The organism is Enterobacter sp. MF024 (assembly GCF_005843915.1).
Classification (GTDB): Bacteria; Pseudomonadota; Gammaproteobacteria; order Enterobacterales; family Enterobacteriaceae; genus Enterobacter; species Enterobacter barmai.
Genome location: NZ_VCBB01000003.1, coordinates 520,063 through 545,092, shown reverse-complemented (window position 1 = coordinate 545,092; position 25,030 = coordinate 520,063). Strand labels below are relative to the sequence as shown.

22 protein-coding genes and 1 pseudogene are annotated in these 25,030 nt (G+C 59.0%); 13 read left to right on the top strand and 10 right to left on the bottom strand.

Going from position 1 to position 25,030, the window contains the following annotated elements; genetic code table 11:
- Positions 1 to 67: 67 nt before the first annotated feature.
- Positions 68 to 1,504: an MFS transporter gene (locus FFB58_RS09085; protein ID WP_138369672.1), complete on the bottom strand. Its 1,437-nt coding sequence runs from the start codon at positions 1,502 to 1,504 to the stop codon at positions 68 to 70.
- Between the two features lie 107 nt (positions 1,505 to 1,611).
- Between FFB58_RS09085 and FFB58_RS09080 the strand changes: the two genes are divergently transcribed.
- Together FFB58_RS09080 and FFB58_RS09075 are read left to right on the top strand one after the other, a co-directional pair.
- Complete coding sequence (locus tag FFB58_RS09080) at positions 1,612 to 2,481, top strand: helix-turn-helix transcriptional regulator (protein WP_138369671.1); 870 nt, start codon at positions 1,612 to 1,614, stop codon at positions 2,479 to 2,481.
- Between the two features lie 139 nt (positions 2,482 to 2,620).
- Positions 2,621 to 3,223 carry a hypothetical protein gene (locus FFB58_RS09075; protein WP_039031573.1) on the top strand — a complete coding sequence of 201 codons (603 nt, stop codon included), beginning with the start codon at positions 2,621 to 2,623 and terminating at the stop codon, positions 3,221 to 3,223.
- Positions 3,224 to 3,251: 28 nt separating this feature from the next.
- Here FFB58_RS09075 and nfsB read toward each other — a convergent pair whose 3' ends face one another.
- The 3 genes from nfsB to FFB58_RS09060 all read right to left on the bottom strand — a co-directional run bounded on the left by nfsB (position 3,252) and on the right by FFB58_RS09060 (position 4,933).
- Positions 3,252 to 3,905, bottom strand: a complete 654-nt coding sequence (gene nfsB, locus FFB58_RS09070) for an oxygen-insensitive NAD(P)H nitroreductase (RefSeq protein ID WP_039031574.1) — start codon at positions 3,903 to 3,905, stop codon at positions 3,252 to 3,254.
- Between the two features lie 76 nt (positions 3,906 to 3,981).
- Positions 3,982 to 4,353 carry an MmcQ/YjbR family DNA-binding protein gene (locus FFB58_RS09065; protein WP_138369670.1) on the bottom strand — a complete coding sequence of 124 codons (372 nt, stop codon included), beginning with the start codon at positions 4,351 to 4,353 and terminating at the stop codon, positions 3,982 to 3,984.
- On the bottom strand, positions 4,343 to 4,933 hold the full coding sequence (locus FFB58_RS09060) for a TetR/AcrR family transcriptional regulator (protein WP_039031576.1): 591 nt from the start codon (positions 4,931 to 4,933) through the stop codon (positions 4,343 to 4,345). The genes FFB58_RS09065 and FFB58_RS09060 overlap by 11 nt, the downstream gene beginning before the upstream one ends.
- 190 nt (positions 4,934 to 5,123) lie before the next feature.
- Between FFB58_RS09060 and FFB58_RS09055 the strand changes: the two genes are divergently transcribed.
- Positions 5,124 to 6,227 (top strand): MBL fold metallo-hydrolase, encoded by a 1,104-nt coding sequence (locus FFB58_RS09055; protein ID WP_138369669.1) that lies wholly within the window; start codon positions 5,124 to 5,126, stop codon positions 6,225 to 6,227.
- A 32-nt stretch (positions 6,228 to 6,259) separates the two neighbouring features.
- On the top strand, positions 6,260 to 6,601 hold the full coding sequence (locus FFB58_RS09050; RefSeq protein WP_039031578.1) for a RamA family antibiotic efflux transcriptional regulator: 342 nt from the start codon (positions 6,260 to 6,262) through the stop codon (positions 6,599 to 6,601).
- A gap of 315 nt (positions 6,602 to 6,916) precedes the next feature.
- Here the strand turns inward: FFB58_RS09050 and FFB58_RS09040 are convergent, their stop codons facing one another.
- Positions 6,917 to 9,061, bottom strand: a complete 2,145-nt coding sequence (locus FFB58_RS09040) for a TonB-dependent siderophore receptor (RefSeq protein ID WP_138369668.1) — start codon at positions 9,059 to 9,061, stop codon at positions 6,917 to 6,919.
- A 122-nt stretch (positions 9,062 to 9,183) separates the two neighbouring features.
- Between FFB58_RS09040 and FFB58_RS09035 the strand changes: the two genes are divergently transcribed.
- Positions 9,184 to 10,752: an alpha/beta hydrolase-fold protein gene (locus tag FFB58_RS09035; RefSeq protein WP_138369667.1), complete on the top strand. Its 1,569-nt coding sequence runs from the start codon at positions 9,184 to 9,186 to the stop codon at positions 10,750 to 10,752.
- Here FFB58_RS09035 and FFB58_RS09030 read toward each other — a convergent pair.
- Positions 10,738 to 10,986, bottom strand: coding sequence for a DUF1158 domain-containing protein (locus tag FFB58_RS09030; protein WP_039031581.1), 249 nt, complete (start codon positions 10,984 to 10,986; stop codon positions 10,738 to 10,740). The genes FFB58_RS09035 and FFB58_RS09030 overlap by 15 nt on opposite strands.
- 482 nt (positions 10,987 to 11,468) lie before the next feature.
- On the opposite strand from FFB58_RS09030, the gene FFB58_RS09025 reads away from it, so the two are divergent.
- The 3 genes from FFB58_RS09025 to FFB58_RS09015 all read left to right on the top strand — a co-directional run bounded on the left by FFB58_RS09025 (position 11,469) and on the right by FFB58_RS09015 (position 18,536).
- On the top strand, positions 11,469 to 14,186 hold the full coding sequence (locus FFB58_RS09025; protein ID WP_171029946.1) for a cation-transporting P-type ATPase: 2,718 nt from the start codon (positions 11,469 to 11,471) through the stop codon (positions 14,184 to 14,186).
- Between the two features lie 126 nt (positions 14,187 to 14,312).
- Entirely contained in the window at positions 14,313 to 15,392 is a 1,080-nt protein-coding gene (locus FFB58_RS09020) for an efflux RND transporter periplasmic adaptor subunit (protein WP_138369666.1), read from the top strand.
- A gap of 9 nt (positions 15,393 to 15,401) precedes the next feature.
- On the top strand, positions 15,402 to 18,536 hold the full coding sequence (locus FFB58_RS09015; RefSeq protein WP_138369665.1) for an efflux RND transporter permease subunit: 3,135 nt from the start codon (positions 15,402 to 15,404) through the stop codon (positions 18,534 to 18,536).
- On the opposite strand, the gene FFB58_RS09010 is transcribed toward FFB58_RS09015, so the two are convergent.
- The 4 genes and pseudogenes from FFB58_RS09010 to FFB58_RS08995 all read right to left on the bottom strand — a co-directional run bounded on the left by FFB58_RS09010 (position 18,487) and on the right by FFB58_RS08995 (position 21,435).
- On the bottom strand, positions 18,487 to 19,608 hold the full coding sequence (locus FFB58_RS09010; RefSeq protein ID WP_138369664.1) for a YbdK family carboxylate-amine ligase: 1,122 nt from the start codon (positions 19,606 to 19,608) through the stop codon (positions 18,487 to 18,489). The two genes, FFB58_RS09015 and FFB58_RS09010, sit on opposite strands and share 50 nt — an antisense overlap.
- A gap of 55 nt (positions 19,609 to 19,663) precedes the next feature.
- Positions 19,664 to 20,083, bottom strand: a complete 420-nt coding sequence (locus tag FFB58_RS09005) for a helix-turn-helix domain-containing protein (RefSeq protein ID WP_039031586.1) — start codon at positions 20,081 to 20,083, stop codon at positions 19,664 to 19,666.
- Positions 20,080 to 20,154: pseudogene (locus FFB58_RS23135) on the bottom strand (type II toxin-antitoxin system HigB family toxin); the annotation flags it as partial. The pseudogene FFB58_RS23135 and the gene FFB58_RS09005, both read right to left, overlap by 4 nt.
- A gap of 141 nt (positions 20,155 to 20,295) precedes the next feature.
- Positions 20,296 to 21,435: a DSD1 family PLP-dependent enzyme gene (locus FFB58_RS08995; protein WP_138369663.1), complete on the bottom strand. Its 1,140-nt coding sequence runs from the start codon at positions 21,433 to 21,435 to the stop codon at positions 20,296 to 20,298.
- A 95-nt stretch (positions 21,436 to 21,530) separates the two neighbouring features.
- Here FFB58_RS08995 and FFB58_RS08990 point away from each other — a divergent pair, with 95 nt between their 5' ends.
- From FFB58_RS08990 to FFB58_RS08970, 5 genes are all read left to right on the top strand, one after another.
- Positions 21,531 to 22,445, top strand: a complete 915-nt coding sequence (locus FFB58_RS08990) for a LysR family transcriptional regulator (RefSeq protein WP_138369662.1) — start codon at positions 21,531 to 21,533, stop codon at positions 22,443 to 22,445.
- A gap of 43 nt (positions 22,446 to 22,488) precedes the next feature.
- Positions 22,489 to 22,734 carry a YmjA family protein gene (locus tag FFB58_RS08985; RefSeq protein WP_039031590.1) on the top strand — a complete coding sequence of 82 codons (246 nt, stop codon included), beginning with the start codon at positions 22,489 to 22,491 and terminating at the stop codon, positions 22,732 to 22,734.
- Between the two features lie 95 nt (positions 22,735 to 22,829).
- Positions 22,830 to 23,318: a cold shock domain-containing protein gene (locus FFB58_RS08980; RefSeq protein WP_039031591.1), complete on the top strand. Its 489-nt coding sequence runs from the start codon at positions 22,830 to 22,832 to the stop codon at positions 23,316 to 23,318.
- Between the two features lie 202 nt (positions 23,319 to 23,520).
- Positions 23,521 to 24,234, top strand: a complete 714-nt coding sequence (locus tag FFB58_RS08975; protein ID WP_138369661.1) for a GNAT family protein — start codon at positions 23,521 to 23,523, stop codon at positions 24,232 to 24,234.
- A 566-nt stretch (positions 24,235 to 24,800) separates the two neighbouring features.
- The gene (locus tag FFB58_RS08970; RefSeq protein ID WP_138369660.1) at positions 24,801 to 25,010 is read left to right on the top strand and encodes a hypothetical protein; all 210 of its coding nucleotides are present in this window, start codon (positions 24,801 to 24,803) and stop codon (positions 25,008 to 25,010) included.
- Positions 25,011 to 25,030 lie beyond the last annotated feature (20 nt).

The window sequence follows — 25,030 nt, the reverse complement described above, 5'->3', positions numbered from 1 at the left end:
AACGTCTCCTGTATTAAAGCAGCCGCCATAATGGCGACTGCGGAACCGTTTTGCAAATTCGCGAGGCTTATTTAGCGGCCTGACAGGCCTTCACCACCGGCAGGCTCAGGCGATGGCGCAGTCGCAGGGTGGCCAGCGCCAGCACGATCATCATCCCCGTTTCCACCCCCAGGAAGACGTTGATCGCCCGGGCGTAATCCCCGTGATGGCTGTGCAGGGCGTGGAGCAAAATCGCGCCAAATATTGCCGGACCAAGGCCGAGCGCCGCCTGCTGCAGGGTGCTGAGGATCGCGCTGGCGGCCCCGGCGTCGTCGGGCTGAATATCGCGCATGCCGATGCGGTAGAAGCTGTTCACAATCAACGCCTGGCCGTAGCCCACCAGCCCGGTGGCCGGGGCCAGGGTCAGGGCGCTGTTGTCCACTCCCCAGACGCGGAAGGTGGCGATCAGCGCCAGCAGGCCGGTTATCTGGATCGCCAGCCCGGACAGCAAAATCGTGCTGGTGCTGTAGCGGGCAATCAGACGCGGAGCGAACCATGCCGAGACGAAATAGGTCACGCCGAGGGCAATAAAACTGTTCCCGGACTGCCACGGGGCCATTCCCAGCCCGGTTTGCATGGTCAGCGCCATGCAGAACATAAACCCGGACCAGACGCTGAAAAAGAGCATCGCAATCAGCACCCCGAAACGGATGCTGCCGAGCTGCATTAAGCGCGGCGGGATCAGCGGGTGGGCACCCTCCCGCTCTTTTTTACGCGCGTTCAGCGCCATTAACCAGGCCAGCGGGATAATGGCGAGCAGCATTACCTGCAGCGGCCACGACCAGTGCCACTGCGGCCCCAGCGCCATCGGGAACAGCAGGCAGCAGAGGATCGCCGCCAGCAGCGCGGTGCCCTGCCAGTCAATGCGCGACGGGGTATCGCGACGGGTCTCCGGCACAAAGCGGCGGCTCAGGGCCAGCACCAGCAGACAGATCGGCACGTTGATAAAGAAGGCGTTGCGCCAGCCCAGCCCGGCGATATCCGCTGATACTAGCCAGCCGCCGCCCATCTGCCCGACGATAAAGGCAATCCCGCCGATACCGCCAAACAGGCTGATGGCTTTGGCATGGGCGGTGCCTTTCAGGGTGACGTGAAGGGTGGCAAGAATTTGCGGCACGATCAGCGCTGCCCCGGCCCCCTGCACGATGCGCGCGGCCAGCAGTTGCTCGATGTTGCCCGCCATTCCGCACAGCAGCGAGGCCAGACCAAAGCTCGCAACGCCCCACATAAACAGACGACGGCGACCGAGGTTATCCCCCAGCTTGCTGCCGAGCGCCAGGCAGACGGCGAAGGCCACGCCGTAAAGGGCCACAATCAGCTCCAGCTCGGTGGCGGTGGCATGCAGCGAATGGGTGATGGAATCCAGCGCCACGTTGGTGATTGAGGTATCAATCAGCGGCAGCATCTGGCCGGTTAACAGCAATATCAGGCCTGCACGGCCCGGTGAAACAACTGACGTATTCATGGTGACTCCATTGCGTCAAACAGCGGATGGCCGTAGCATCAACGATCTGATAAACGGGTACCAGTTCTTGCTTATACTGGTACTGGCACTACCATGCAGGGGGCAATATGGCGCTGATGTCTGAACCCGTCACCTCACTCCAGGATGACACCCGTAAACAGCTGGGCGCATTTTTACGCGCGCGGCGTGAAAGTCTCGATCCCCAGCGCCTCGGCCTGCCGCGCAGCGGCCGACGCCGCACCCCGGGCCTGCGCCGGGAAGAGGTGGCCCTGCTGGCGGATGTCGGCGTCACCTGGTACACCTGGCTGGAGCAGGGCAGGGACGTGAACCCGTCCAGCGCGGTGATGGCTGCGGTGGCGAAAGCGCTGCAGTGTACCCCAACCGAATCCCGCCACCTGTTCCTGCTGGCCGGATTGCCGCCGGGCGAAGCGCCGCAGGGGGCGGTCTGCTGCGAAGGCATCAGCGAAGGCACCCGCCGTCTGCTGGATACCCTGATGCCAAAACCTGCCAGCATCCAGAAGCCGAATTTCGATATCGTGGCGTGGAACGACAGCTTCTGCCATCTGATGGGCGTAGACTTTAACGACATCCCGCCGGAAGACCGCAACTGTATCTATCTCTATCTCACGCATCCGGCGTGGCGCGCCCGGCTTGGCAGACGTGACGACGTGCTGGCGATTTTTGTCTCCTATTTTCGCGCGGCGATGGCCGAGCACCGGGGCGATCCGCAGTGGGAGGCGAAACTGGCGCGCTTCTTTGCCGTCTCGGAAGAGTTCAAAACCCTGTGGCACCAGCGTTACGACGTGCGCGGCGTAGAAAATCAGCTGAAGCTGTTCACCCATCCTGAGCTCGGGGATTTTACTCTCCAGCAGATGTACTGGTACTCCGCCCCGCGCAACGGCTCGCGACTGCTGGTCTATCTGCCGGTGGATGAGGCAGGGGAAAGGGTAATGGCGTGGCTGGCTGCACAAAAATAATTTCTGCGAGGCGGTTTCAGGGAATGAGTTCCCGTTCTGTTTAGCTAACTCAACAGGCGTAAGCTAAAACAACTTGCTGAATTTTCATCATTTAGATGAGAAGCCAGGTGGACTATACTTACGCCATGAGAAACAATCCATGTCACCGCTGATGATTGATAATGCTGATTTCAGCCAGAAGTTAGGTCTTGTCTCCCGAAACGTAGAACATACCGAAGCCTTTCTTGCACGCGGTACGGCGGACTTTCATCTGCCGGGATTTGTCTTGCCTGTGGGTTATCGCCTCTTAAAATCCCTTTCAAGCGATGAATATCGCATCGTGACCACGGACGAAGGCAAGCCCTACACGGCCTATGCTGTTAAGCTGCAGTTTCATAAAGAGATTACTTTTCCTCACGGGGCGGCGACACAGGTCATGGTCTGGCGTACCCCGCGTACCGTACACCAGCGCGTCGTTAGCGGCTTTCCGCAACTCTTTTTCCAGTGGCTGTTAAGCGAGTACGACATTGTTGTTTCAGATAGCGAGCAAACCGGTGACGGCCAGCGGTTTTGGCTGCGGATGATCGACTGGGCGTTTACCATGAATTATCAGATCAGTGTGGCAGACGGAACGGTTGGGGAAGAGTGGGCCTTAACGCCAGTCAGCTCTTACGCTGAGCTGGAGGCTCGCTGGATAGCGTTCGCCTGGGGATACGATCGTGACGTGCATCCGCATCGCCGGTTAGTCATCACTAAAACGTAATGGGCCGCTGTGAGCGGCCCATTTGCTTTTAGCACTCAGTCACAACCGTGCTCAGCGGCAGACGTGATTTCGGCAGCGTGGCGTTGAAATCTTCCACGCTGTGATGCCCCACCGGCACCACCACCAGGCTGGTGAAGCCTTTCTCTTTCAGGCCGAACTCCTCGTCGAGGATCGCGGCATCGAAGCCTTCAATCGGCACCGCGTCCAGGCCCATCGCGCCAACGCCCAGCAGGAAGTTGCCGACGTTCAGGTAAACCTGTTTTGCCATCCACTGGTGGTCATCTTTCAGCTCGACACGGTGCAGATCGGCGAAGAAGGTGCGGCCCTTGTGGTTAGCGGCTTTCGCTTCCGGGGTGGCGAAGCGGCCATCGGCCTCTTCCTGATCCACCACGCGCGTCAGCCAGGCGTCGTCCATCGCGGTTTTGGCGCAGAACACCACCACGTGAGAAGCATCCAGCATTTTGCGCTCGTTGAACACAAAGCCACCGGCCGCGGATTTCGCCACGCGGGCTTTACCTTCCTCGGTGCTGGCGACGATAAAGTGCCACGGCTGCGAGTTGGTGCTGGACGGGCTGTACTGCAGCAGGGTTTTAATCTGTTCCGCCTGGTCGGCAGTCAGTTTTTTGCTCGGGTCAAAGGCCTTTGTTGAGTGACGCTTTAAGGCAACAGAGATGATATCCATTACGACTCCTGGGGTTCAGTTCAAAAGGGAAAAGGGTACAAGAGGAAAGGGGCAAAGATAAGGGCATTCCGGGCCTTTAAACGCCCGGACGCAGCCGTTTCTGATCTTTTTTCGGCAGCTTATCCACCACCAGATGCCATGAATCATTCACCAGATCGGTCACCAGTTCCGGGGTGATATCGTCCACCCCATACACCGAGATCCAGTGCTTTTTATTCAGGTGATATCCGGGCTCGATCCCCCGGTAGATCTGCTGGTTAAGCAGCGATTTTTGCGGATCGGACTTCAGGCTGACGTGCAGACGCCCGTGCGCCACGCCCATCAGCATAAAAATTTTCCCGCCCACTTTAAACACGTCGTACTCCGGGCCAAACGGCCAGCAGTGCTCGGTAAAGGGCAGATCCAGCGCCGCCTGCTTTGCGCAGGCCGCGAGCGTCTTACTGTCCATCTGAATCCTCTTCGGCCAGCGCGCGCCACATGGCTTCAAAACCCAGCGCCTTAAATTCGGCGGCGCGGGCCGGTTCGCGGGTGGCGAAGGCCATGGTGGTCTCCGCCAGGGATAAAAACAGGGCGTCGCCAAACAGACGGAACTCTTCCGACATAAACACCGTGCGAATCGAGCGGCGGCACAGCTCGTGCAGCTCCGGGAACATCTCGTGCACCGCCTGTTCGGTTTCGGCGTTGATCTTCTCGCTCACCCCAAGCTGGCGGATCGCGCCGTGGGCCACCGGGTTGCGAATACCCCAGTCAACGTAGCTGTTCCAGATATTGCGGGTATGCTCTTTCGGCTGGGTGAGGGCCCTGTCCATATTCGCCAGCATGGTCTGGCACAGATCCTGTTTCAGGTGCAGATAGAGGGCGTTAAGCAGATCGTCTTTGGTAGCGAAATAGCGAAACAGGGTGCCTTCAGCCACCCCCGCGCTGCGGGCGATTAACGCGGTAGAAGCCGCAATGCCCGACTGGGCAAAGGCGCTGGTTGCCGCGTCCAGCAACGCCAGTTTTTTATCTTCACTTTTCGGACGAGCCACTACATTTCCTCCAGGTAACGTGCAAAAACCCCGATTGAATCATGCCCTTTGTGGGGCTGCAACGCGGAATGTCAAAGATCTTAAAACGTCTTGACGACTTTCGCATCACTTCTATAATGAGTGCTTACTCACTCATAATCAAGTTTTGCCCGCGCAGGCCATCGGATGGGGCGCGAATTCGGGTCGGGATATGAAAAAGCGTTTTATTGTTAGCCTGGTGGTAGTGATGATTATTGCATCCGCGGCAACCTTGCCGTTCGTACTGAATGCCGGATTCGGCCAGCCGCCGCAGGGCGAGCAACTGAGTGAGTTTGCCGCCTCGCCGCAGTATCGCGACGGCCAGTTCCATAACACCCTGCCGACCCCCGGATTTACCGGCAACAAGAACATGCTGGCGGCGTGGTGGGATTTTCTGGTGACGAAGCGCGAGAACGCGCGCCCTGCAGCGCCGCTGCCGCTGGTGAAAACCGATCTGGCGCAGCTGCCGCTGGATCAGGAGACCCTGGTCTGGCTCGGCCACTCCTCGTGGTATCTGCAGCTGGCGGGTAAACGCATTCTGATCGACCCGGTATTCAGCAACTACGCCGCGCCGTTCTTCTTCCTTAACAAAGCCTTTGCCGGTGAGTACCCGTGGCGTGCTGAAGAGATGCCTGAGATCGATCTGCTGATCATTTCGCACGATCACTACGATCATCTTGACTACGCCACCATCAAAGCGTTGATACCGAAAGTGAAGCGGGTGGTCACGCCGCTGGGAGTGGGATCGCATCTGCGCTACTGGGGCATGGAGCCGTCGATCATTGAGGAGCGGGACTGGGATCAATCGGTGCGCATCAGCGATGACCTGACCGTTCACGTCCTGCCGGCGCGTCACTTCTCCGGGCGCGGGCTGAAGCGCAACCAGACCCTGTGGGGCAGCTTTATGTTCGTTACCCCGCAGAAAAAGGTGTTCTACAGCGGTGACTCCGGCTACGGCCCGCACTTTAGCGCCATCGGCGAGCAGTTCGGCAAAGTCGATCTGGCGATCATGGAGAACGGCCAGTACGACCAGGACTGGAAGTACATCCACATGCACCCTGCCGAAACGGCGCAGGCGGCTGCGGATCTGAATGCCAGCGCGGTGGTTCCGGGCCACTCCGGGCGCTTTGTGCTGGCAAAACATACCTGGAACGACCCGCTGATCCAGCTTACGCAGGCCAGCAAGGATAAAAACTATCGCCTGCTGACCCCGGAGCTCGGGGAGCCGGTGAGGGTGGATGATGCCTCGCAGCAATTTCGTGCGTGGTGGGAATAATGTTAAATCGAAGAGCAGAGGGGGAGAGCAGCATGACTATTTCCGCTCAGGTTATCGACACTATCGTCGACTGGATTGACGACAATCTTCATCAGCCGTTGCGCATTGAGGATATTGCCCGGCATGCGGGCTACTCCAAATGGCACCTGCAGCGGCTGTTTATGCAGTACAAAGGGGAAAGCCTGGGGCGTTATATTCGTGAACGCAAGCTGCGGCTGGCGGCGCGAGATCTGCGTGAATCGGATGAAAAGGTGTACGACATCTGCCTGCGCTACGGCTTTGACTCCCAGCAGACTTTTACCCGCGTCTTCACCCGCACCTTCAACCAGCCGCCCGGGGCGTATCGCAAGGATAATCACAGCCGGGCGCATTGAACGCATCGAACCCGGATTTAGTTTGCCCGGTGGCGCTACGCTTACCGGGCCTGGAAGTGGAAACGTAGGCCGGGTAAGGCGTAGCCGCCACCCGGCATTTTTGTTGGCACGGTGCCATATTTTTTGCCCGGTGGCGCTGCGCTTACCGGGCCTACAATTGGAAACGTAGGCCGGGTAAGGCGTAGCCGCCACCCGGCATTTTTGTTGGCACGGTGCCATATTTTTTGCCCGACGGCGCTACGCTTACCGGGCCTGGAAGTGGAAACGTAGGCCGGGTAAGGCGTAGCCGCCACCCGGCATTTTTTGCCAGGCACATTACCAGCGGTAATTCACCGTCGCCGTCACCGTGCGGCCAATGCCGTAAAAGCACGCCGTATCGCTTGCGCAGGAGGCAACGTACTTCGTATCCGCCAGGTTGTTGACGTTGAACTGCACGCTGGCCCCTTTCAGGCTGCTGTTCATCTCTCCCAGATCGTAGCTCAGCATGGCGTCATACAGATCCACCGACGGCACTTTGAAGGTATTCTTCGCATCGCCGTAGCTGGTACCGATATAGCGCATGCCCACGCCTGCGGTCAGGCTCTTCAGCGCGCCGCCGGGCAGGGTGTAGCTGGCGAACGCGGAGGCCATATGCGCCGGGATGCGCGCAGGCGTTTTGCCTTCCGTTCCCGCCACCGTTGTGCTCTCGGTTTTCGCATCCGTGTAAGTGTAAGAGCCAATCAGGTTGATGTTGTCCAGCAGCGTGGAGTGGATCTCCGCCTCAACGCCTTTCGAACGCACTTTGCCCGCGTTTTCGAACCAGCCTTCGGCGCTGTTGTAGGTCGCCACGTTATCCTGGGTTAAATCGTACAGCGCCAGGGTCATCAGGGTGGTACCGACCGGCTGATACTTCAGGCCGATTTCGGTCTGCTCGCCGGTGGTAGGTTTAAACGGCCCGACGCCCGGTGCCCGGTTGGTTTGCAGGTTCGGTTCAAACGAGGTGCTGTAGCTGATGTACGGCGACAGACCAACGTCGAAGGCGTACAGCAGGCCGGTACGCCAGGTAAATTTACTGTCGTTCTGCTGGGTGAAGCTGTTATCGGTGAAGTCGTTGGTGCGCACTTCGCTCCAGTCGTAACGCCCGGAGAGCAGCCACTCCCAGTTATGCCAGCTCATCTGATCCTGCAGATACAGCCCCATCTGATCGAGATTTTGCTGCTCGTCGCTGGCGGTCCGGAAGCTGCTTTCATCCACCTTCACGCCGTAAACCGGATTTTGCCAGTCGAGGTCGTACTGTGAACCGCTCCCACGTTCCAGCAGCTGTTTATCTTTGCTGGTTTTGTAGTCGAATCCGCCGAGCAGGGTGTGGCTGACGGCACCGGTGTTCGCCAGATACTCCAGCTGATTATCCAGGCCAAATTCATCCGTGGTACGTTCTTCATGCTGGGCGCGGCGGGTCAGTACCGAGCTGTTGGCGGCGCTGGTGGCGTAGACCAGATAACGATACTTCTGTTTGATGGTGGCGTAACGCGCGTTCTGGCGGAAGGTGAGGTTATCGGCGAACTGATGCTCCAGCTCGTAGCCGATCATCGTCTGCTCACGCCAGGATTGATCGTAATCCGGATCGCTGACGTTAAAGTCGCGCGGGATGTATTTGCCGTCGACGCTCTTTACCGTGCCGTACGCGGGCAGGAAGTTGCGGTATCCCGCATCGGGATCTTTCTGGTAGCTGGTCAACAGCGTAAAGCGGGTCTGATCGTTGGGATACCAGGTGATCGCCGGCGCAATCGCCATGCGCGTCTCTTTATAATCCTCCACCTGATTATGCTGGGTGCGGGCGATGCCGTTAACGCGATAGAGCACCCGGCCGTCATCGCTGAGCTTGCCGCCGAAATCAAACGCGCCTTCCGCGAGGTCGTTATTGCCGGTGCGGAACTGAACGTTGTGAATGGATTCAGAGGTCGGGCGCTTGCTGGTCATGCTGATCAACCCGCCCGGATTGACCTGGCCAAACAGGACCGAGGCCGGACCGCGCACCAGCTCCACACGCTCCAGCAACCAGGGGTCAACCGTTCCCGTCTGTGACGAGGCGGTGGCGCCGAAACTTAACCCGTCGAGGAATTTCGGCACATAGCTAAAGCCACGCACAAACACTTCATCGTTACGGTTTGACGATCCGCGGTATTCGGTAAACACCCCCGCCGAGTAGCGCAGCGCCTGGGATACGGAGGTCACATCCTGCATGTTCATCTGATCGCGAGTGATCACCGAGACCGACTGCGGCGTCCTCACGATCTCCGCGCTGGTCTTGGTGGCGGAAAGGGTTTTGGTGGCCACGATGCCCTTCACCGGGGCGGTAGGTTCTTCACTCGTTCCTTGCGTCACCGTAATGGTTTCTTCTCCGTTTTCTGCCTGAGCCGCCACGCTAACCGTGGCCAGACTCAGGAGCCATGCCTGCATTATCTTTTTATTTTTAAACATTTTTATTTAACATCCTTGGTTGCTATCGCCATATAAACACCGATCAATTCGCCCAAATGATATTGCAAACCATTACCATTTGCATTAGCGTTGTTAACAAATTTTGGGGGGGACACGCGGTAATGAAGAGGGCATGGAGTGGTTTGTTATTAGGGATCGGGGCGCTGCCCGCCGTGGCGGCGACGTGCGAACCCTCGTCCCTGCAAGGGGAGGTTCAGGGAAAGTTTGATGCCAGCGGCGAAGTCTGTTTTAGCCTGCCAGAGTTGGGTGAAAATTATGTTTCGGCCACGCTGAACGGCGTAACCGATGCCCGCCTGCTGGACGGCCAGAACCGCCGTATCCGCACCCTGGTTGAAAATGGCCCTGCCGACGGGGAACACACCCTGCTGTTTGCCCTGCCGGTGAAGCAGAACAGCTCTCTGATGCTGCATGGCGAAGCCGGCAAGCCCTGGCGTTTTCAGTGGCGGATGAAAGAGACCTCTGCCTTACCGCGCGTACAAATGCTGATGCCTGAAAGCCCGACGCTGCAGGCGCTGGCTAAAACGGTTGCTGCCGGGGGAAGTACCGATGCGTTCTGGCAGGCGCAAATTCGGCAGGGAACGCCGATGGTGGAGCCGGTTGACGCGCACCACAAGCGCGTCACCTTCCTGTGGCGCGGCGCGCGCGGCAACGTCTTTATTCTTGGTTCTCCGGCGGGCGATCACGATCCGCTGTTCCGCCTCGGTAACAGTGACGTCTGGTTCCGTAGCTACGTGGTGCCCGCCGACACGGTGATGCAGTACAAGCTCGCCCCGGACGTGCCGACAATTGACGGCTCTCCCCGCGAACAGCGACGGGCTATCCTCGTCAGCGCCCAGGCCGATCCGCTAAACCCGAACACCTTTGGTGAACAGAAAACCGATCGCTGGAACCGCTACTCCCTGCTCGATCTCAGCCCGGCGCGCTACTGCTCCGTTCAGGCCACGGCGAAGCCGCTGACGCAGGGCTCGCTGAGCCGCCAGACGCTGGCCAGCACTATTCTGGGTAATTCCCGGGAGGTAATGATCTACAAACCGCGTGGGCCGCAGCCTGCACGCTGGACGTTAATCCTCTTTGACGGCCAGATCTATCAGGACGAGTACCATTTCGCCAACGTGCTGGATGGCCTGATTGCCCGTCACCATCTCCCGCCGGTCAACGTGGTGTTTGTCGACAGTCTCGATCACGCCCGACGCAGTAAAGAGTTGCCGCCGAATGCGGATTTTGCCGACTTTATGGCGCACGAACTACTGCCGTGGTTGCGCGGGCAGGGGGTCGCCATGCAGCGGCAGAAAACCGTGCTGGCGGGGTCAAGCTATGGCGGGATCGCCTCTTCATGGGTGGCGCTGCGCTATCCGCGTCTGTTTGGCAATGTGCTGAGCCTGTCCGGCTCCTACTGGTGGGCCCCGAAAGGGGAAGCGCCAGGCTGGCTGACGCGTCAGTACCAGCAGTCACCGCAGTATCCGGTGCGCTTCTGGCTACAGGCCGGGAAGTTCGAAACCACCGGGCCGGGGGGAGGGATCTATCGCACGACCCAGGATTTTGAACAGGTTTTGCGGCAGAAAGGCTACCGCGTCAGCTTCCATCCGTGGTCCAGCGGCCACGACTACGCGGCCTGGTGTGAAGCCCTGATCCACGGCATGCGCGATTTAACCGGCTTACGCCGCCCGTGAAAACCAGCGGCGCCAGATGAAACGCAGAACAAAGAATTCGATGGCGCCGAGGACTAAAAACCACAGGCAGAAGAGGATGGTGTAAAGCTGGTTGAGATCCATCAGATGGAAGGTGCCCATCAGCTTTTGCGCCAGCACCAGCCCCAGGGAGGGTGCTGGCAGCAGCAGAACGGAGAGAAAGGCCATCAGTAAGATGCCGCCAGCCGTTAACAGCGATTCTAACGGGTGTTTCATAATAATGTTAATCGTCAGTTAAAAATAACATTGTCACGGATAGGGCTTCGTAAAGCAATATCAACCGTCAGAGAGGCAGATGATAAATAATCCTCCGCTAATCCGCTGAATTATCTCTGCCAGAAAAGAATTAATTCAATTAATCTCCGCTAATGTAAATTACTGTCACCCTCCGGCTAATAGTTTTACAAAGGTATAGGTGCTGTATCCAATTAACGTCGCAATAACAACTGCTGCGATTATATATAACGCCAGTCGACGCCCGCGATAAATTCCAAACATGCTGACCTCCGTTTAGTTTAGGTTTAGAAATAATTTGTAAAAATCGCTGTATTGAAATGAAACGTTATCTGTTTAATGCCGTCGATAGCAATAATAGTGCGTTAAATTAATTTCCGTGACAACCCATTATTGTCGACTGATTTATAAAAGCAGAAATGGAATTCAGGCTTTTGCTCACCGCAAACTGAAGGAGCTGATATATGACCAAAATGCACCACACCCAGACGCCGCCCACGCCAGGCACCACGCCGAACCTGGCGTACCAGCAGACCCATGACCAGACGCTTGCCGCGCAGCAGAGTACCGCCGCGGGTCTGAGCCGTGCTGAGGCGCAGGCGCGCCTGCAGCAGCATGGCCATAATGCCCTGCCGGAGAAAAAATCCCGACCGGCGTGGCTGCGTTTTCTGGCCCATTTTAATGACGTCTTAATTTATGTCCTGCTGGCCGCCGCGGCGTTAACCGCAATAATGGGCCACTGGGTCGATACCCTGGTTATTCTGGGTGTGGCGGTCATTAATGCGTTAATTGGTCATATTCAGGAAAGTAACGCCGAAAAATCCCTGAAGAGTATCCGTAATATGCTCGCCAGCGAGGCGCGGGTTATTCGTGACGGAAACCATGAAACAATACCCACAACTGAAATAGTCCCCGGGGATATTATTGTCCTGCGTGCCGGAGATCGTATTCCGGCGGATATGCGTTTAATTGAGGCGCATAATTTACGCGTTGAAGAAGCGATCCTGACGGGCGAATCGACGGTCGTGGATAAACACACCCAGCCGCTGAACGGCGAATTACCGCTCGGCGATCGCACCAATCTGGTGTTTTCCGGTACGACGGTGAGCGCAGGCGGCGGCGTCGGGGTGGTGATTGCCACCGGCCAGGAGACCGAACTGGGCCACATTAACCAGATGATGGCCGGGATCGAAAAACACCGCACGCCGCTGCTGGTGCAGATGGACAAACTCGGCAAGGCCATTTTCGGGCTGATCATGGCGATGATGGCCGCGCTGTTCGTCTTCAGCCTGTTGCTGCGCGACATGCCGCTCGGCGAGCTGCTGCTGTCGTTGATCAGCCTGGCGGTGGCGGCGGTGCCGGAAGGTCTGCCGGCCATTATCTCCATTATCCTGTCGCTGGGCGTGCAGGCAATGGCCCGCAAGCGCGCCATCATCCGTAAACTGCCCACCGTTGAAACCCTGGGGGCGATGACCGTGGTGTGCTCGGACAAAACCGGCACCCTGACCATGAACGAGATGACCGTTAAGGCGATCATCACCGCCGACAGCTGCTACCGCGTGGAGGGCGACAGCTACGCCCCGGAAGGCAATATCTGTCTGGAGGGCAGCGACGAGCCGGTGCAGATCCAGCCGGGTACCGTGCTGGAGCAGTACCTGCGCACCGTCGACCTCTGTAACGACAGTCAGATGATTCAGGACGAGCGCGGCCTGTGGGGCATTACCGGCGGGCCAACCGAAGGGGCGCTGAAGGTGCTGGCGGCCAAGGCTAAGCTCGCGCCGGTCATGACCACGCTCATCAACAAGATCCCGTTCGACTCCCAGTACAAGTACATGAGCACCCACTACCAGATTGGTAGCGAGGAGCAGATTTTGATTACCGGCGCGCCGGACGTGATTTTCGCCCTCTGCGCGCAGCAGCAGACCCGCAGCGGTGCTGAAGCCTTTAACCGCAGTTACTGGGAAGCCGAGATGGAGCGCTATGCCCGTCAGGGGCTGCGCATGGTGGCCGCGGCGTTCAAACCGGCAAACGGTGAGCAGACGTTAACCCACGACGACCTCAGCCACGGCCTGATCTTCCTCGGCATCGCCGGGATGATGGATCCGCCGCGTCCGGAGGCCATTGACGCCATTCACGCCTGCCAGCAGGCGGGGATCCGCGTGAAGATGATCACCGGGGATCACCCGCAGACGGCGATGAGCATTGGCCAGATGCTGGGGATCAGCAACAGCGCCCAGGCGGTGACCGGCTATCAGCTGGAGCACATGGACGATGCCGAGCTGGCAAAAGCGGCGGTGGAGTATGACATTTTCGCCCGCACCAGCCCCGAGCATAAGCTGCGTCTGGTGAAAGCCCTGCAGGAGAAAGGCGAGATCGTCGGCATGACCGGTGACGGTGTGAACGACGCGCCGGCGCTGCGCCAGGCGGACGTTGGGATCGCGATGGGCATCAAGGGCACCGAAGTGACCAAAGAGGCCGCCGACATGGTGCTGACGGACGACAACTTCGCCACCATCGCCAGCGCGGTGAAAGAGGGGCGTCGCGTCTACGACAACCTGAAGAAGACCATTCTGTTTATCATGCCGACCAACCTCGCGCAGGGTCTGCTGATTGTGATTGCCCTGCTGGCGGGGAACATTATTCCCCTGACGCCGGTGCTGATTCTGTGGATGAACATGGCGACCTCCGCCACGCTCTCCTTCGGTCTGGCTTTTGAAGCCGCCGAGCGCAACATCATGAAGCGCCCGCCGCGTCAGACCGGGCAGCACGTGATGGACGCTTATGCCGTCTGGCGCGTGGCCTTCGTCGGCACCCTGATCGCCGTCGCCGCCTTTGCGCTTGAGGCCTGGCTGGCTCCGCGCGGCCACAGCGCCGAGTTCATCCGCACCGTGCTGCTGCAGATGCTGGTCTGCGCCCAGTGGGTCTACATGATTAACTGCCGCAACACCGAAGGCTTCTCCCTGAACCGCGGCTTGCTGGCGAACAAAGGGATCTGGCTGGTGACGGGCGTGCTGCTTCTGCTGCAGCTGGCGATTATCTACCTGCCGTTTATGCAGATGCTGTTCGGCACTGAAGCCCTGCCGCTGCGCTACTGGGGTGTGACCCTGGGGATGGCGGGCGCGATGTTCTTCATCGTCGAAATTGAGAAGCGACTGACCCGCAGGTTCCGCAAGGCTGCATGACAAAACCTTAAAACCTTACCCCTCACCCTAACCCTCTCCCCACAGGGGAGAGGGAATAGTCGGTGTTCTCCCTCGCCCCTATGGGGAGAGGGCCGGGGTGAGGGGACAAACACCGAGGCATTCTCTATGAAACTGACTTTCCTGCGCGCCGCCCTGGCCAGCGCGCTCCTCGTCTGCACCCTTAATTCCGCCTTCGCCGCCGCCATTCCCGTGCGCGTCGCCACCGTGGAGCAAACCGCCCACGCCGCGGAGCGTCAAATCCCGGGCCGCATCGAAGCCATTCACACCGTTGAGCTGCGGGCCCGCACGGAAGGCGTCATCACCCGGACCCACTTTCGCGACGGGCAGTATGTGAAAAAAGGCGACGTGCTGTTTGAGCTGGACGATGCCGAGCCGCGTGCCGCCGTGCGCCTGGCCCAGGCCGAGGTGAAAAGCGCCGAAGCCACGCTGCGTCAGGCGCAGCAGCAGCTCTCCCGCTTCGAGAGCCTGGGCAACAACAACGCCATCAGCCGCCATGACGTGGACAACGCCCGCATGCAGCGCGACGTGGCCAGCGCCGCGCTGGAGCAGGCGCGAGCCCGGCTTGAGGCCCGCAACCTGACCCTGACCTACACCCGCATCATCTCTCCCATCGACGGCCGCGTGGGGCACAGCCCGTTCCACGTGGGCAGCCTGGTGAATCCTGCCAGCGGCGTGCTGGCGGACGTGGTGCAGCTCGACCCGATCCGCATCGCCTTCGCGCTGGAAGAGGGGGCGTTTGCCACCAAAGCCGGGCAGCATGCGGATATCCACGCCATGAAGCAGGCCTGGCAGGTGCTGATCGACAGCAACGGCCAGCGCGTAAGCGGGGAACTGACCTCGGTGGATAACCGTATCGACCCGCGCACCGCCAGCGTGATGCTGCGTGCCGAGTTCGCCAACCCGCGCCATCAGTTGCTGCCCGGCGGTAACGTGAATGTGTACCTGCGCCCGGCAAGCGTTCAGCCGGTGCTGACCCTGCCTGCTGCGGCGGTCCAGCAAAACGGCGAGGGGTTCTTCGCCTGGGTGGTTAACGCCGACGGCAAAGCCGAAAAACGCACGCTGAACATCGCCGGGCAGATCGGCCAGCAGTTCCAGATTGCATCCGGTGTTAAGCCCGGTGAGCGAGCTATCGCTGACGGCGCGCAGCGCGTGTCGTCGGGCGCTACCGTCCAGATACTGAATTAAGGAGCCATCATGCTGACGTTTTTCATCAAACGCCCGCGCTTCGCGATGGTCATTGCGCTGGTTATTGCCCTGCTGGGGGCTATCGCCCTGAAGATCATTCCCGTGGAGCAGTATCCGCAGATCACCCCCCCGGTGGTGAATGTGTCAGCCTCATGGCCCGGCGCCAGCTCGGCCGACGTGGCGGAGGCCATCGCCACGCCGCTGGAGACCCAGCTCAACGGCGTGGATCACATGCTGTACATGGAGTCCACCAGCTCTGACGAAGGCAGCTACAGCCTGAACATCACTTTTGCCGCGGGCACCGATCCGGATCTCGCCGCCATCGACGTGCAGAACCGTGTGGCTCAGGCCGTGGCGCAGCTGCCCACCGAAGCCCAGCAAAACGGCGTGCAGGTGCGCAAGCGCGCCACCAACCTGATGATGGGGGTAAGTCTCTACTCACCCAACAACAGCCACACGCCGCTGTTCGTCAGCAACTACGCCAGCACCCAGGTGCGCGAGGCGCTGGCCCGTTTACCGGGCGTCGGGCAGGTACAGATGTTCGGCGCGCGGGACTACAGCATGCGTATCTGGCTGCGACCGGACCGCATGAACGCCCTGAACGTCACCACCGACGACGTGGCCCAGGCCCTGCGCGAGCAGAACGTACAGGGGGCGGCGGGGCAGGTGGGGACGCCGCCGGTGTTTAACGGCCAGCAGCAGACCCTGACCATCAACGGGCTGGGGCGCTTAAATCAGGCCGACGACTTTGCCGGGATCGTCATTCGCGCGGGCAAGATGGGCCAGCTGGTGCGCCTGAAGGATGTCGCCACCATTGAACTCGGTTCGCGCAGCTACAGCTCCGGCGCTCAGCTTAACGGTCATGACTCGGCGTATCTGGGGATCTACCCGACGCCGTCCGCCAACGCCCTGCGGGTGGCCGACGCGGTTCGCGCCGAGCTGGAGCGGCTTTCGACGCGCTTCCCGGACGATCTGACGTATGAGGTGAAGTTTGACACCACCACCTTTGTTGCGGCGACCATCAAGGAGATTGGCGTCTCGCTGGCGCTGACCCTACTGGCGGTCGTGGTGGTGGTCTCCCTGTTCCTGCAGAGCTGGCGCGCCACGCTGATCGTCGCCCTCGCCATTCCGGTGTCGCTGGTGGGCACCTTTGCGGTGCTCTATACCCTGGGGTATTCCGCCAACACCCTGAGCCTGTTTGCCATCATTCTGGCCCTGACCATGGTGGTGGATGACGCCATCGTGGTGGTGGAGAGCGTCGAAACCCTGATGGCGGAGGGGCAGAGCCGCACGGCGGCCACCGCTCAGGCGCTGCGCCAGATTGCCGGACCGGTGATCGCCACCACCCTGGTGCTGCTGGCGGTGTTTGTGCCGGTGGCGCTGCTGCCGGGGATCGTGGGCGAGCTGTACCGCCAGTTCGCGGTGACGCTCTCGACGGCGGTTACCCTCTCAAGCCTGGTGGCGCTGACCCTGACGCCAGCCCTGTGCGCCATGCTGCTGCGCCCGCGTCCCGCGCGCCCGGCGGCAATTTATCGCGGCTTCAACCGCGGACTGGACGCCACCCGCAACGGTTACTCCCGCATCGTCAACCTGTTTAACCTGCGCCCGTGGCTGGCGCTGCTGGCCACCGCAGGGGCGGCCGCGGTGGTGGTGTTCAGCTTTATCTCCATGCCAAAAGGCTTCCTGCCCCAGGAGGATCAGGGCTACTTCTTTGCCAGCGTTCAGTTGCCGGAAGCGGCCTCGCTGGAGCGCACCGAAGCGGTGATGAAAACCGCCCGGGAGCTGATCGCTAAAAATCCGGCGGTGGAGGACGTGATTCAGGTCTCCGGATTCAACATTCTCAACGGCACCAGCGCCTCCAACGGCGGCTTTATCTCCGTGATGCTGAAAGACTGGAGCGAGCGCCCCGCGCTGGATGAGGTGATGGGTACGTTGCAGCGCCAGCTGCTGGCCCTGCCGGAAGCCACCATCATGACCTTCGCGCCGCCGACGCTGCCGGGGCTCGGCAACGCCTCCGGCTTCGACCTGCGCATTCAGGCCCAGGCGGGGCAAAGTCCGGCGGAGCTGGAGCGCGTGACGCGCGATGTGTTAATGAAAGCCAACCAGCATCCGCAGCTGAACCGGGTGTTCACCACCTGGAGCAGCAACGTGCCGCAGCTGACCCTCACCGTCGATCGCGAGCGGGCCGCGCGTCTCGACGTGCCGGTGTCGCGCATCTTCAGCAGCCTGCAGACCGCCTTTGGCGGCACCCGCGCCGGGGATTTCAGCGTCAACAACCGCGTCTACCACGTGGTGATGCAAAACGAGATGCAGTGGCGCGAGCGGGCGGAGCAGATCGGCGAGCTGTTCGTGCGCAGCAATAACGGCGAGCGGGTGCGCCTGAGCAACCTGGTCAGCATCACGCCGACCGTTGGCGCGCCGTTCCTGCAGCAGTACAACCAGTTCCCGTCCGTCTCCGTGAGCGGCTCGGCGGCAGCCGGGGACAGCAGCAGTACGGCGATGGCGGCGATGGGGCAGCTGCTGGCGGAGCACCTGCCCGCCGGGTATGACTACGCCTGGAGCGGGATGTCATATCAGGAGCAGCAGACCGGGAATCAGGCGATCTGGATTGTGCTGGCGGCGGTGGTGATGGCGTGGCTGTTCCTCGTCGCCCAGTATGAGAGCTGGACGCTCCCGGCCAGCGTCATGCTCTCGGTGCTGTTCGCCATCGGCGGGGCGCTGGTGTGGCTGTGGGTTGCCGGGTACGCCAACGACGTCTACGTGCAGATTGGCCTGGTGTTGCTGATCGCCCTCGCTGCCAAGAATGCGATCCTGATTGTCGAGTTTGCCCGCGCGCGGCGCAATGAGGGGATGGCGATTGTCGATGCCGCCCGGGAAGGGGCCTCGCGCCGTTTCCGGGCGGTGATGATGACCGCCGTGTCGTTCATTATCGGCGTACTACCGATGATGCTGGCGACCGGGGCGGGTGCCCAGAGCCGTCGCATCATCGGCACCACGGTGTTCAGCGGTATGCTGGTAGCTACCCTGGTGGGGATTGTCTTTATCCCGGCGCTGTTTGTGCTGTTCCAGCGCCTGCGCGAGTGGGGGCACCGCCTTACGGACTCGTCGCCCACAGATCGCAGTGCTTCTGCACCAGAGAAATAAGCGAGCCGCCGTCTGCGATAAAGACCCGCATCAGGTCAGCCTCGCTCTTGCCCTGCTTTAACCGCAGGGCAATTTCCTGGATCGCGCTGCTGGCGCCCACTTTTTCCGCCGACGGCGCGACGCGCTCCAGCAGCCAGGCGAGATCCTCCGCAATGGTTTTTTGCTCCCCGGTGTGGACGTCCGTCAGGATCCCCTCCAGCCCGTAGCGGCAGGCCTGAAAACGGTTAAAGCGATAGAGCAGAAAATCCCGCTCCTGATGCTTATAAGGCCGGGTGGTCAGCAGCCAGTGGGAGGTGGCCTGGATCAGCCCGGCGATATTAATGGCATGGGCGAGGGTGAGCGGGGTATCCATCACCCGCACTTCCACGGTGCCGAAATGGGGGCTCGGGCGAATGTCCCAGTGCAAGTCTTTAATGCTGTCAATCATGCTGGTGTGGCTCAGGCGACGGAACAGCCCTTCGAACTCCTGCCAGCTGTTGACCCACGGCATCAGGCCGTTATCCGGGAACCCGGAGAAGATGTTGAGCCTTGATGACGAGAACTTCGTGTCGGTGCCCTGCATATAGGGCGAGGTGGCCGCCAGGGCGATGAAGTGCGGCACAAAGCGCGACAGCCCGTGCAGCAGGTAGATGGCGTCATCCCCGGTGCGACAGCCGACGTGAACGTGCTGGCCAAACACCGTCGCCTGCAAAATCAGATAGCCGAAGCGCTCAAGCGTGGCGTTATAGCGCTCATCCTCGCACACCTCCTGACGCTGCCACTTCTGAAACGGATGCGTACCGCCGCCGCAAATCTGGATATGCTGCTCCGCCGCGGCCCGCAGAATGCTCTGCTGCATCGCGGAGAACTGCGCCGCCGCCTGGTCGATGTTCTGGCACACGCCGGTGGCGATTTCGAGCATGCTTTCGGTGATATCGTGCTTCACTTCCCCGCCTTTGATGTCGTCTTTGACGGCGGCAATAAGCGCGGAGGAGTCCTGACTCAGATCGTAGCCCGGCGGATTAACCACCTGCAGTTCCAGTTCGATGCCAAGGGTGAAGGGTTCAGAGGAATGAAAGTCGGGTAAAGGCATGGCGCACTCCGTTGTCTGTTATACGTTGAGTATAGACAACGGGTGAGGAACGCCTTCAGTCGCCGACAAACGCACTGACCGGCAAATCAAAACGCTTCGCCAGCGCCCGCATATGTTCCAGCGTTAATGTGCGTTGTCCGTTGAGGATCCGGCTGACCAGCGATTTCTTGCCAATCTCATTCTCCAGGTCGCTCTGCGTCAGATGATGCTGATCCATCAGCGTTCGTAGCAGAGCAACGCCGGAAGGCGTACTGGCAATACGGGCGTTAAACTCAGCAAACTCTGGCGATTCATTCTCGTATTTATCGATCTTAGCGGTCAGCATATCGATGAGCGGGCTGTCGGGCTGGTGCTCGATCAGGTACTCCATCAGCGACAGCGCATCCTCATAGTCTTTACGCGACGGACGTGCTCCCAGAAAAGGCAGGACGTTTGCCAGATCGTTGGCTGCTTTAATGGCCTGTGCATAATTCATTCTTTGGTTCTCCGGTAGAGGTCCGTCAGCTTGTCATACTCTGCATGCGTGCTGATATGTTTGATAAAAATTATATGCAGTTGAAAGTGAGTTGACAATATGGAAACCCAAAGGCCTTTAATTGAATGCTCCACAAAGTAAAAGTGTTCGTAGAAAGTGGTTATTTTTAGATTTACGTGACGCATTCCGGAAATCCCTCACTACACCGCCCTCTACCAGCCCGTGATCCTGTGCCACGTCCGTTGCTGGCCATCCCTCATCAGCACCTGATAAACGCTATGCATTGCCGCTGTTGCACAGGCGTGATTAGGCAGGATGCGCAGACGCGTGCCAACAGGGAAATCTTCCGTGGTCAGGGAGGCACCAGCAGGCAGGGCGATGATGCCGTGCTCCTGATTGGTGATGCTCAGACAAACGCCGTCATAAGGTTGCCCCGCCATATTGCAGACCAGCCCGTAGCCGTAGTCTGTCGCCTGTGAGGCCGTACCCCGGTCGCGGGACATCGCCATCCAGCCGGCATCAATAAACACCCAGTTTTTGTCCCGGTTGTGGCCTGTCACCGTGGTGACGACCGAAAGCGCAATGTCGTCAATTTCGCAGACTCCCACGTTTTTCATCACCAGATCAAAGGTGGTGAAGACCCCGGCTCTCACTTCCGTTATGCCTGCAAGCTCTGTCGAGAAATGCGCGGTCGGGGTGGCGCCGACGCTCAGCACGGGGCAGGGGATACCCAGCTCACGGACCCGACGCCCGGCGAGACGAATGGCATCACACTCGTTCTGCGCGGCCTGACGGATCGCCTCCTCGGTGCGACAGCTGTAGGACTCGCCCGCATGGGTCATTAGCCCGGTCAGCACCGCGCCGTTGCCATGAACGGCTCTCGCCAGGGCAACCAGTGCCTCGCTGTCCGGCGGCAATCCGCCCCGGTGCCCGTCACAGTCCACCTCAATAAATACCGAAAATACCACCTCATGCTGCCGGGCGTAGTCTGCCAGGGCAAGCGCCTGCTCCGGGGTGTCCAGCAGCAGATGCAGGTTCACGCCCCGCTTAATCAGTTTCGCCGCCCGCGCCAGCTTATGGGGCACAATCCCGACGGCATACAGGATGTTGGTGTAGCCGGCATCGGCAAACCCTTCCGCTTCGGCAAGCGTTGAAACCGTTGCCGGCGAGTCCGGATGTTTTAACAGATAGCGTGCGGCTTCGGGCGAGCGCAGGGTCTTCAGATGCGGCCGGACCTGGCTTCCCAGCCCCTCTACATGCGTATAGAGCCGGGTGATGTTGCGCACATATCGGCTCTCATCAATCAGAAGGTAAGGCGTTTCAGGGGCGTTCAGCCAGCGTGGGGTCGTCATGGTGGGGATCTCCTGGAAAATGTCTGGCCAGTTTTACATCTCATGATTTATGTTTAAATAAACAAAACCGTAATCCCTGATTAGGTCTGGACTTAATGATTAACAGCGACGATCTGCGTTTCTTCCATGCGATCGCAACCCATAAAACCCTTGCCGCCGCCGCGCGCGCCCTGAATATTTCCCCTTCTTCGGTGACCCAACGTTTGCAGGGCATTGAGTCGCGGCTGGGCGTCAAGCTGATCCAGCGTCCCTCGCGCGTGGTCAGCCTGACCGACGAGGGCTCCCTGGTGCTCGCCCGCGCCTGGCGGGTGATTGCCGAGCTCAGTGAGCTGCAGTCGATCATTGATAACCGCCTGCAGCAGGTGACGGGCAAACTGCGCGTGCTGGCGCCGCTCGGGTTTGGTAATGAGTATGTGGCGCCTGTTCTGGCGCAATACGCCTTACAGCATCCGGGGCTTGAGGTGGAGCTGACGCTGTCCGACGTGCCGGAGTGGTCGTCCATGCACCGGTGGGATGTCATTGTGTATATTGGCGAGCTGCGCGACTCTTCCCTTCGCTGCATCAAACTTGCCGCTAACCGGCGTCTGGTGTGCGCCTCGCCGGAATATCTGGCCAAACAGGGGGAACCGACTTCACCGGCGGCCTTAAAACAGCACAGCTGCATTGCCCTGCGGGAGAATGATGAGGACGTCACGCTCTGGCGTTTTAGCCGCGACGGGACGGAGATGCCGGTGCGGATCCATCCCCGGCTGGCCAGTAACCAGGGCAGCGTGGTTAAACAGTGGGCGATGGCGGGGTGCGGGATCATGGTGCGCTCGGAATGGGATATTGCCCCGCAGCTCAACGCGGGTACGCTGGTGAGAATTCTGGCGGATTACTCGCTGCCCGATGCCGATATCGTGGCGCTGAGCAGTGACGACACGGCGCATCGCTCCCCCCGGGCTGAAAACTTTATCAGATTGCTGCAAGCGTCCCTGGCCTCTCGCCCCTGGGAAGGCAAAACGCCGTGAGAATGCTATTATCAGGCAGCAACCGACACCCTGAGGAACAGATATGAGCAACGACGTACCGATTAAATATTATGACATCGTGGATGAGTACACGACGGAAGCGGCAACGCCGGTGAGCGAAGCAGAACGTGATTCTCTGGCGCTCTATTTCCAGCTGCTGATCACCCGTCTGATGAATAACGAAGAGATCAGCGAAGAAGCCCAGACCGAGATGGCGGTGGAAGCAGGCATCAGCACCCAGCGCATTGATGATATTGCCAATTTCCTCAACCAGTGGGGCAATGAGTAGTTCCTGCGTTAAAGACGTGGTTTGCGCAGGCGTTGTGCTTTACACTGCGCGCGGCAAAAATTGAGTGTGTAACGATTAATTAGGCGGTAACGGCGATGGCGATGAACGGAACAATCACAACCTGGTTTGCAGATAAGGGCTTTGGTTTTATCAAAGATGAAAACGGCGATAACCGCTATTTTCATGTGATTAAGGTCGCCAATCCCGATCTGATTAAGAAAGATGCCGCGGTGACGTTTGAACCCACCACCAACAACAAGGGTTTGTCGGCGTATGCGGTGAAGGTGATCCCGGAGAGCAAGTACATCTTCCTCGACGGCGAGCGCCATAAAATCACCTCCATCAAGACTTACCTGGTCTACAGCGAAGAAGAGCCCGCTGAAACCCGGATTGATAAAGAGAACGGCGTGCTGTCGGTGAAGAGCCTGATGGGCAATATCGCGCCGAAATCAACGGCAAAAGCAGGCGAGATGCGCACGGTGAGAAAACTGGCCATCACCACCTTCCAGGGCAAAACCTATATCTTCTCGGAAGATGAGATTGACCTGGACGCGACGGTGAAAATGCTTAAGAACCTGAAGTAATCTGTATTGCTCTGCCGGGTGGCGCTGGCGCTTACCCGGCCTACAAAACGTTTACCTTGTAGGTCCGTGACCTGCTCCCTCCGATTGTCCCCGGGACGCTCCTGGAATTAAATAGCGTTCTTTCCCCCGCCTGCATTACTGTTATCAACTCTATCCTGTATTGTGGTTTAACAAATTACTAACAAACAAAAGGGGTAATGGCGTGCCGGAAATCAATATCTGGGGGCAGACGGTAAACGATCCTGTTCCCGGCTGGCAGGGGGCCAGCATATTAGAGCGTGGGGTGCTGGAGGGGCGTTTTTGTCGCCTTGAGCCGCTGGATGCCCAAAAGCACGCGGTTGATCTGTTCGAGGCGTATGCCCTGGGCGACGACAGCGACTGGACCTGGCTTGCCAGCAATCAGCCTGCCAGCGTTGAGGAGACCGCTCTGTGGGTACAGGGCAAAGTGCAGGATATCGGGCTGGTGCCTTTTGCGGTGATCGACCGCCAGAGCGAGCGTGCTGTCGGGCTGGTCTGCTATATGGCCATTGAACAACAGCTGGGCTCGGTGGAGATAGGGCATGTCACCTGGTCGCGCAAGATGAAAAACAGCCCGCTCGGCACCGAGGCAGTCTGGCTGCTGCTGAAATATGGCTTTGAGCGGGGCTACCGTCGGCTGGAGTGGAAGTGCGACTCGATGAACATCGCCTCGCGCCGGGCCGCTGAGCGGCTGGGCTTTACCTGGGAAGGGCGGCTGCGCCAGAAGCTGGTGCGCAAAGGGCGTAACCGCGACAGCGATATGCTGTCCATTATCGACAGCGAGTGGCCGGAACGTGACGCGGCCCTGCGCGGCTGGCTGGCCTTAGAGAACTTTGATAGCGAAGGGCGGCAAATTAAGCGCCTTGAGGCATTTCGCGCCAGACCGGAAACGGCATGATAATGCGTGTACCGCAGGGGTGCCCCTGCGGTGTTAATTCATACTCGTACGACCTTGCTTTGCTGACTGCTTTCATTTGACTAATGTCAAACTTTTATTACTTATTTAATTGTCTTGAAGATGTTTCTCGATAGCTGTTTTTAAAAAATTGTTACAATCTGCATTAATCTTGCAATAGTCTGTTTTACATAAAATTGCGTGATGGCTCACAGAATATACAAGAGATTAGCGGTACCGGATGCTACCTTTCCTCATTCATCCAGACTTCGCCAGGGCATGTAATGCTCTGGTGTGGCTGAGAATTTCAGCAGGCGCTTAAATCATCCTCTTGTGTCTAACATTGAAGTCTTACTTATGAAGACTAATTGTAAACATGGTTTTTATGTTGATGCTATTTATCATCAGACATAATCATCACTTTCATCTGAAGAAAATCTGCCTGTGAAGTCTTCCTGATTTAACATTTATTCTACAAAATGCTCCCCTGATTCAGAATGTTGACATGTTTAAGCCAGACTTTCATATTTCATTGCGTGAAATAACTGCATGCTTAAGTGGGAGGACGTGTGGAAAAAATCAGAAGCTATCCATCGAAGCGCAGACAGCGGGGAGAAAGTAAAAATGCCCGCTTAACGATGCTGAGCGCCCGCATCGATGATGAACTTTGTGAGTACGTGCAGGCCACCGCTTACGAAACGCGAAAAAGCAAACAGGACATCATTGCTGAAGCCTTAATGCTTCACCGACAGCACCGTCAGGTTAACCCCGGAGGCTGAATACCGCTTCAGATAACAGA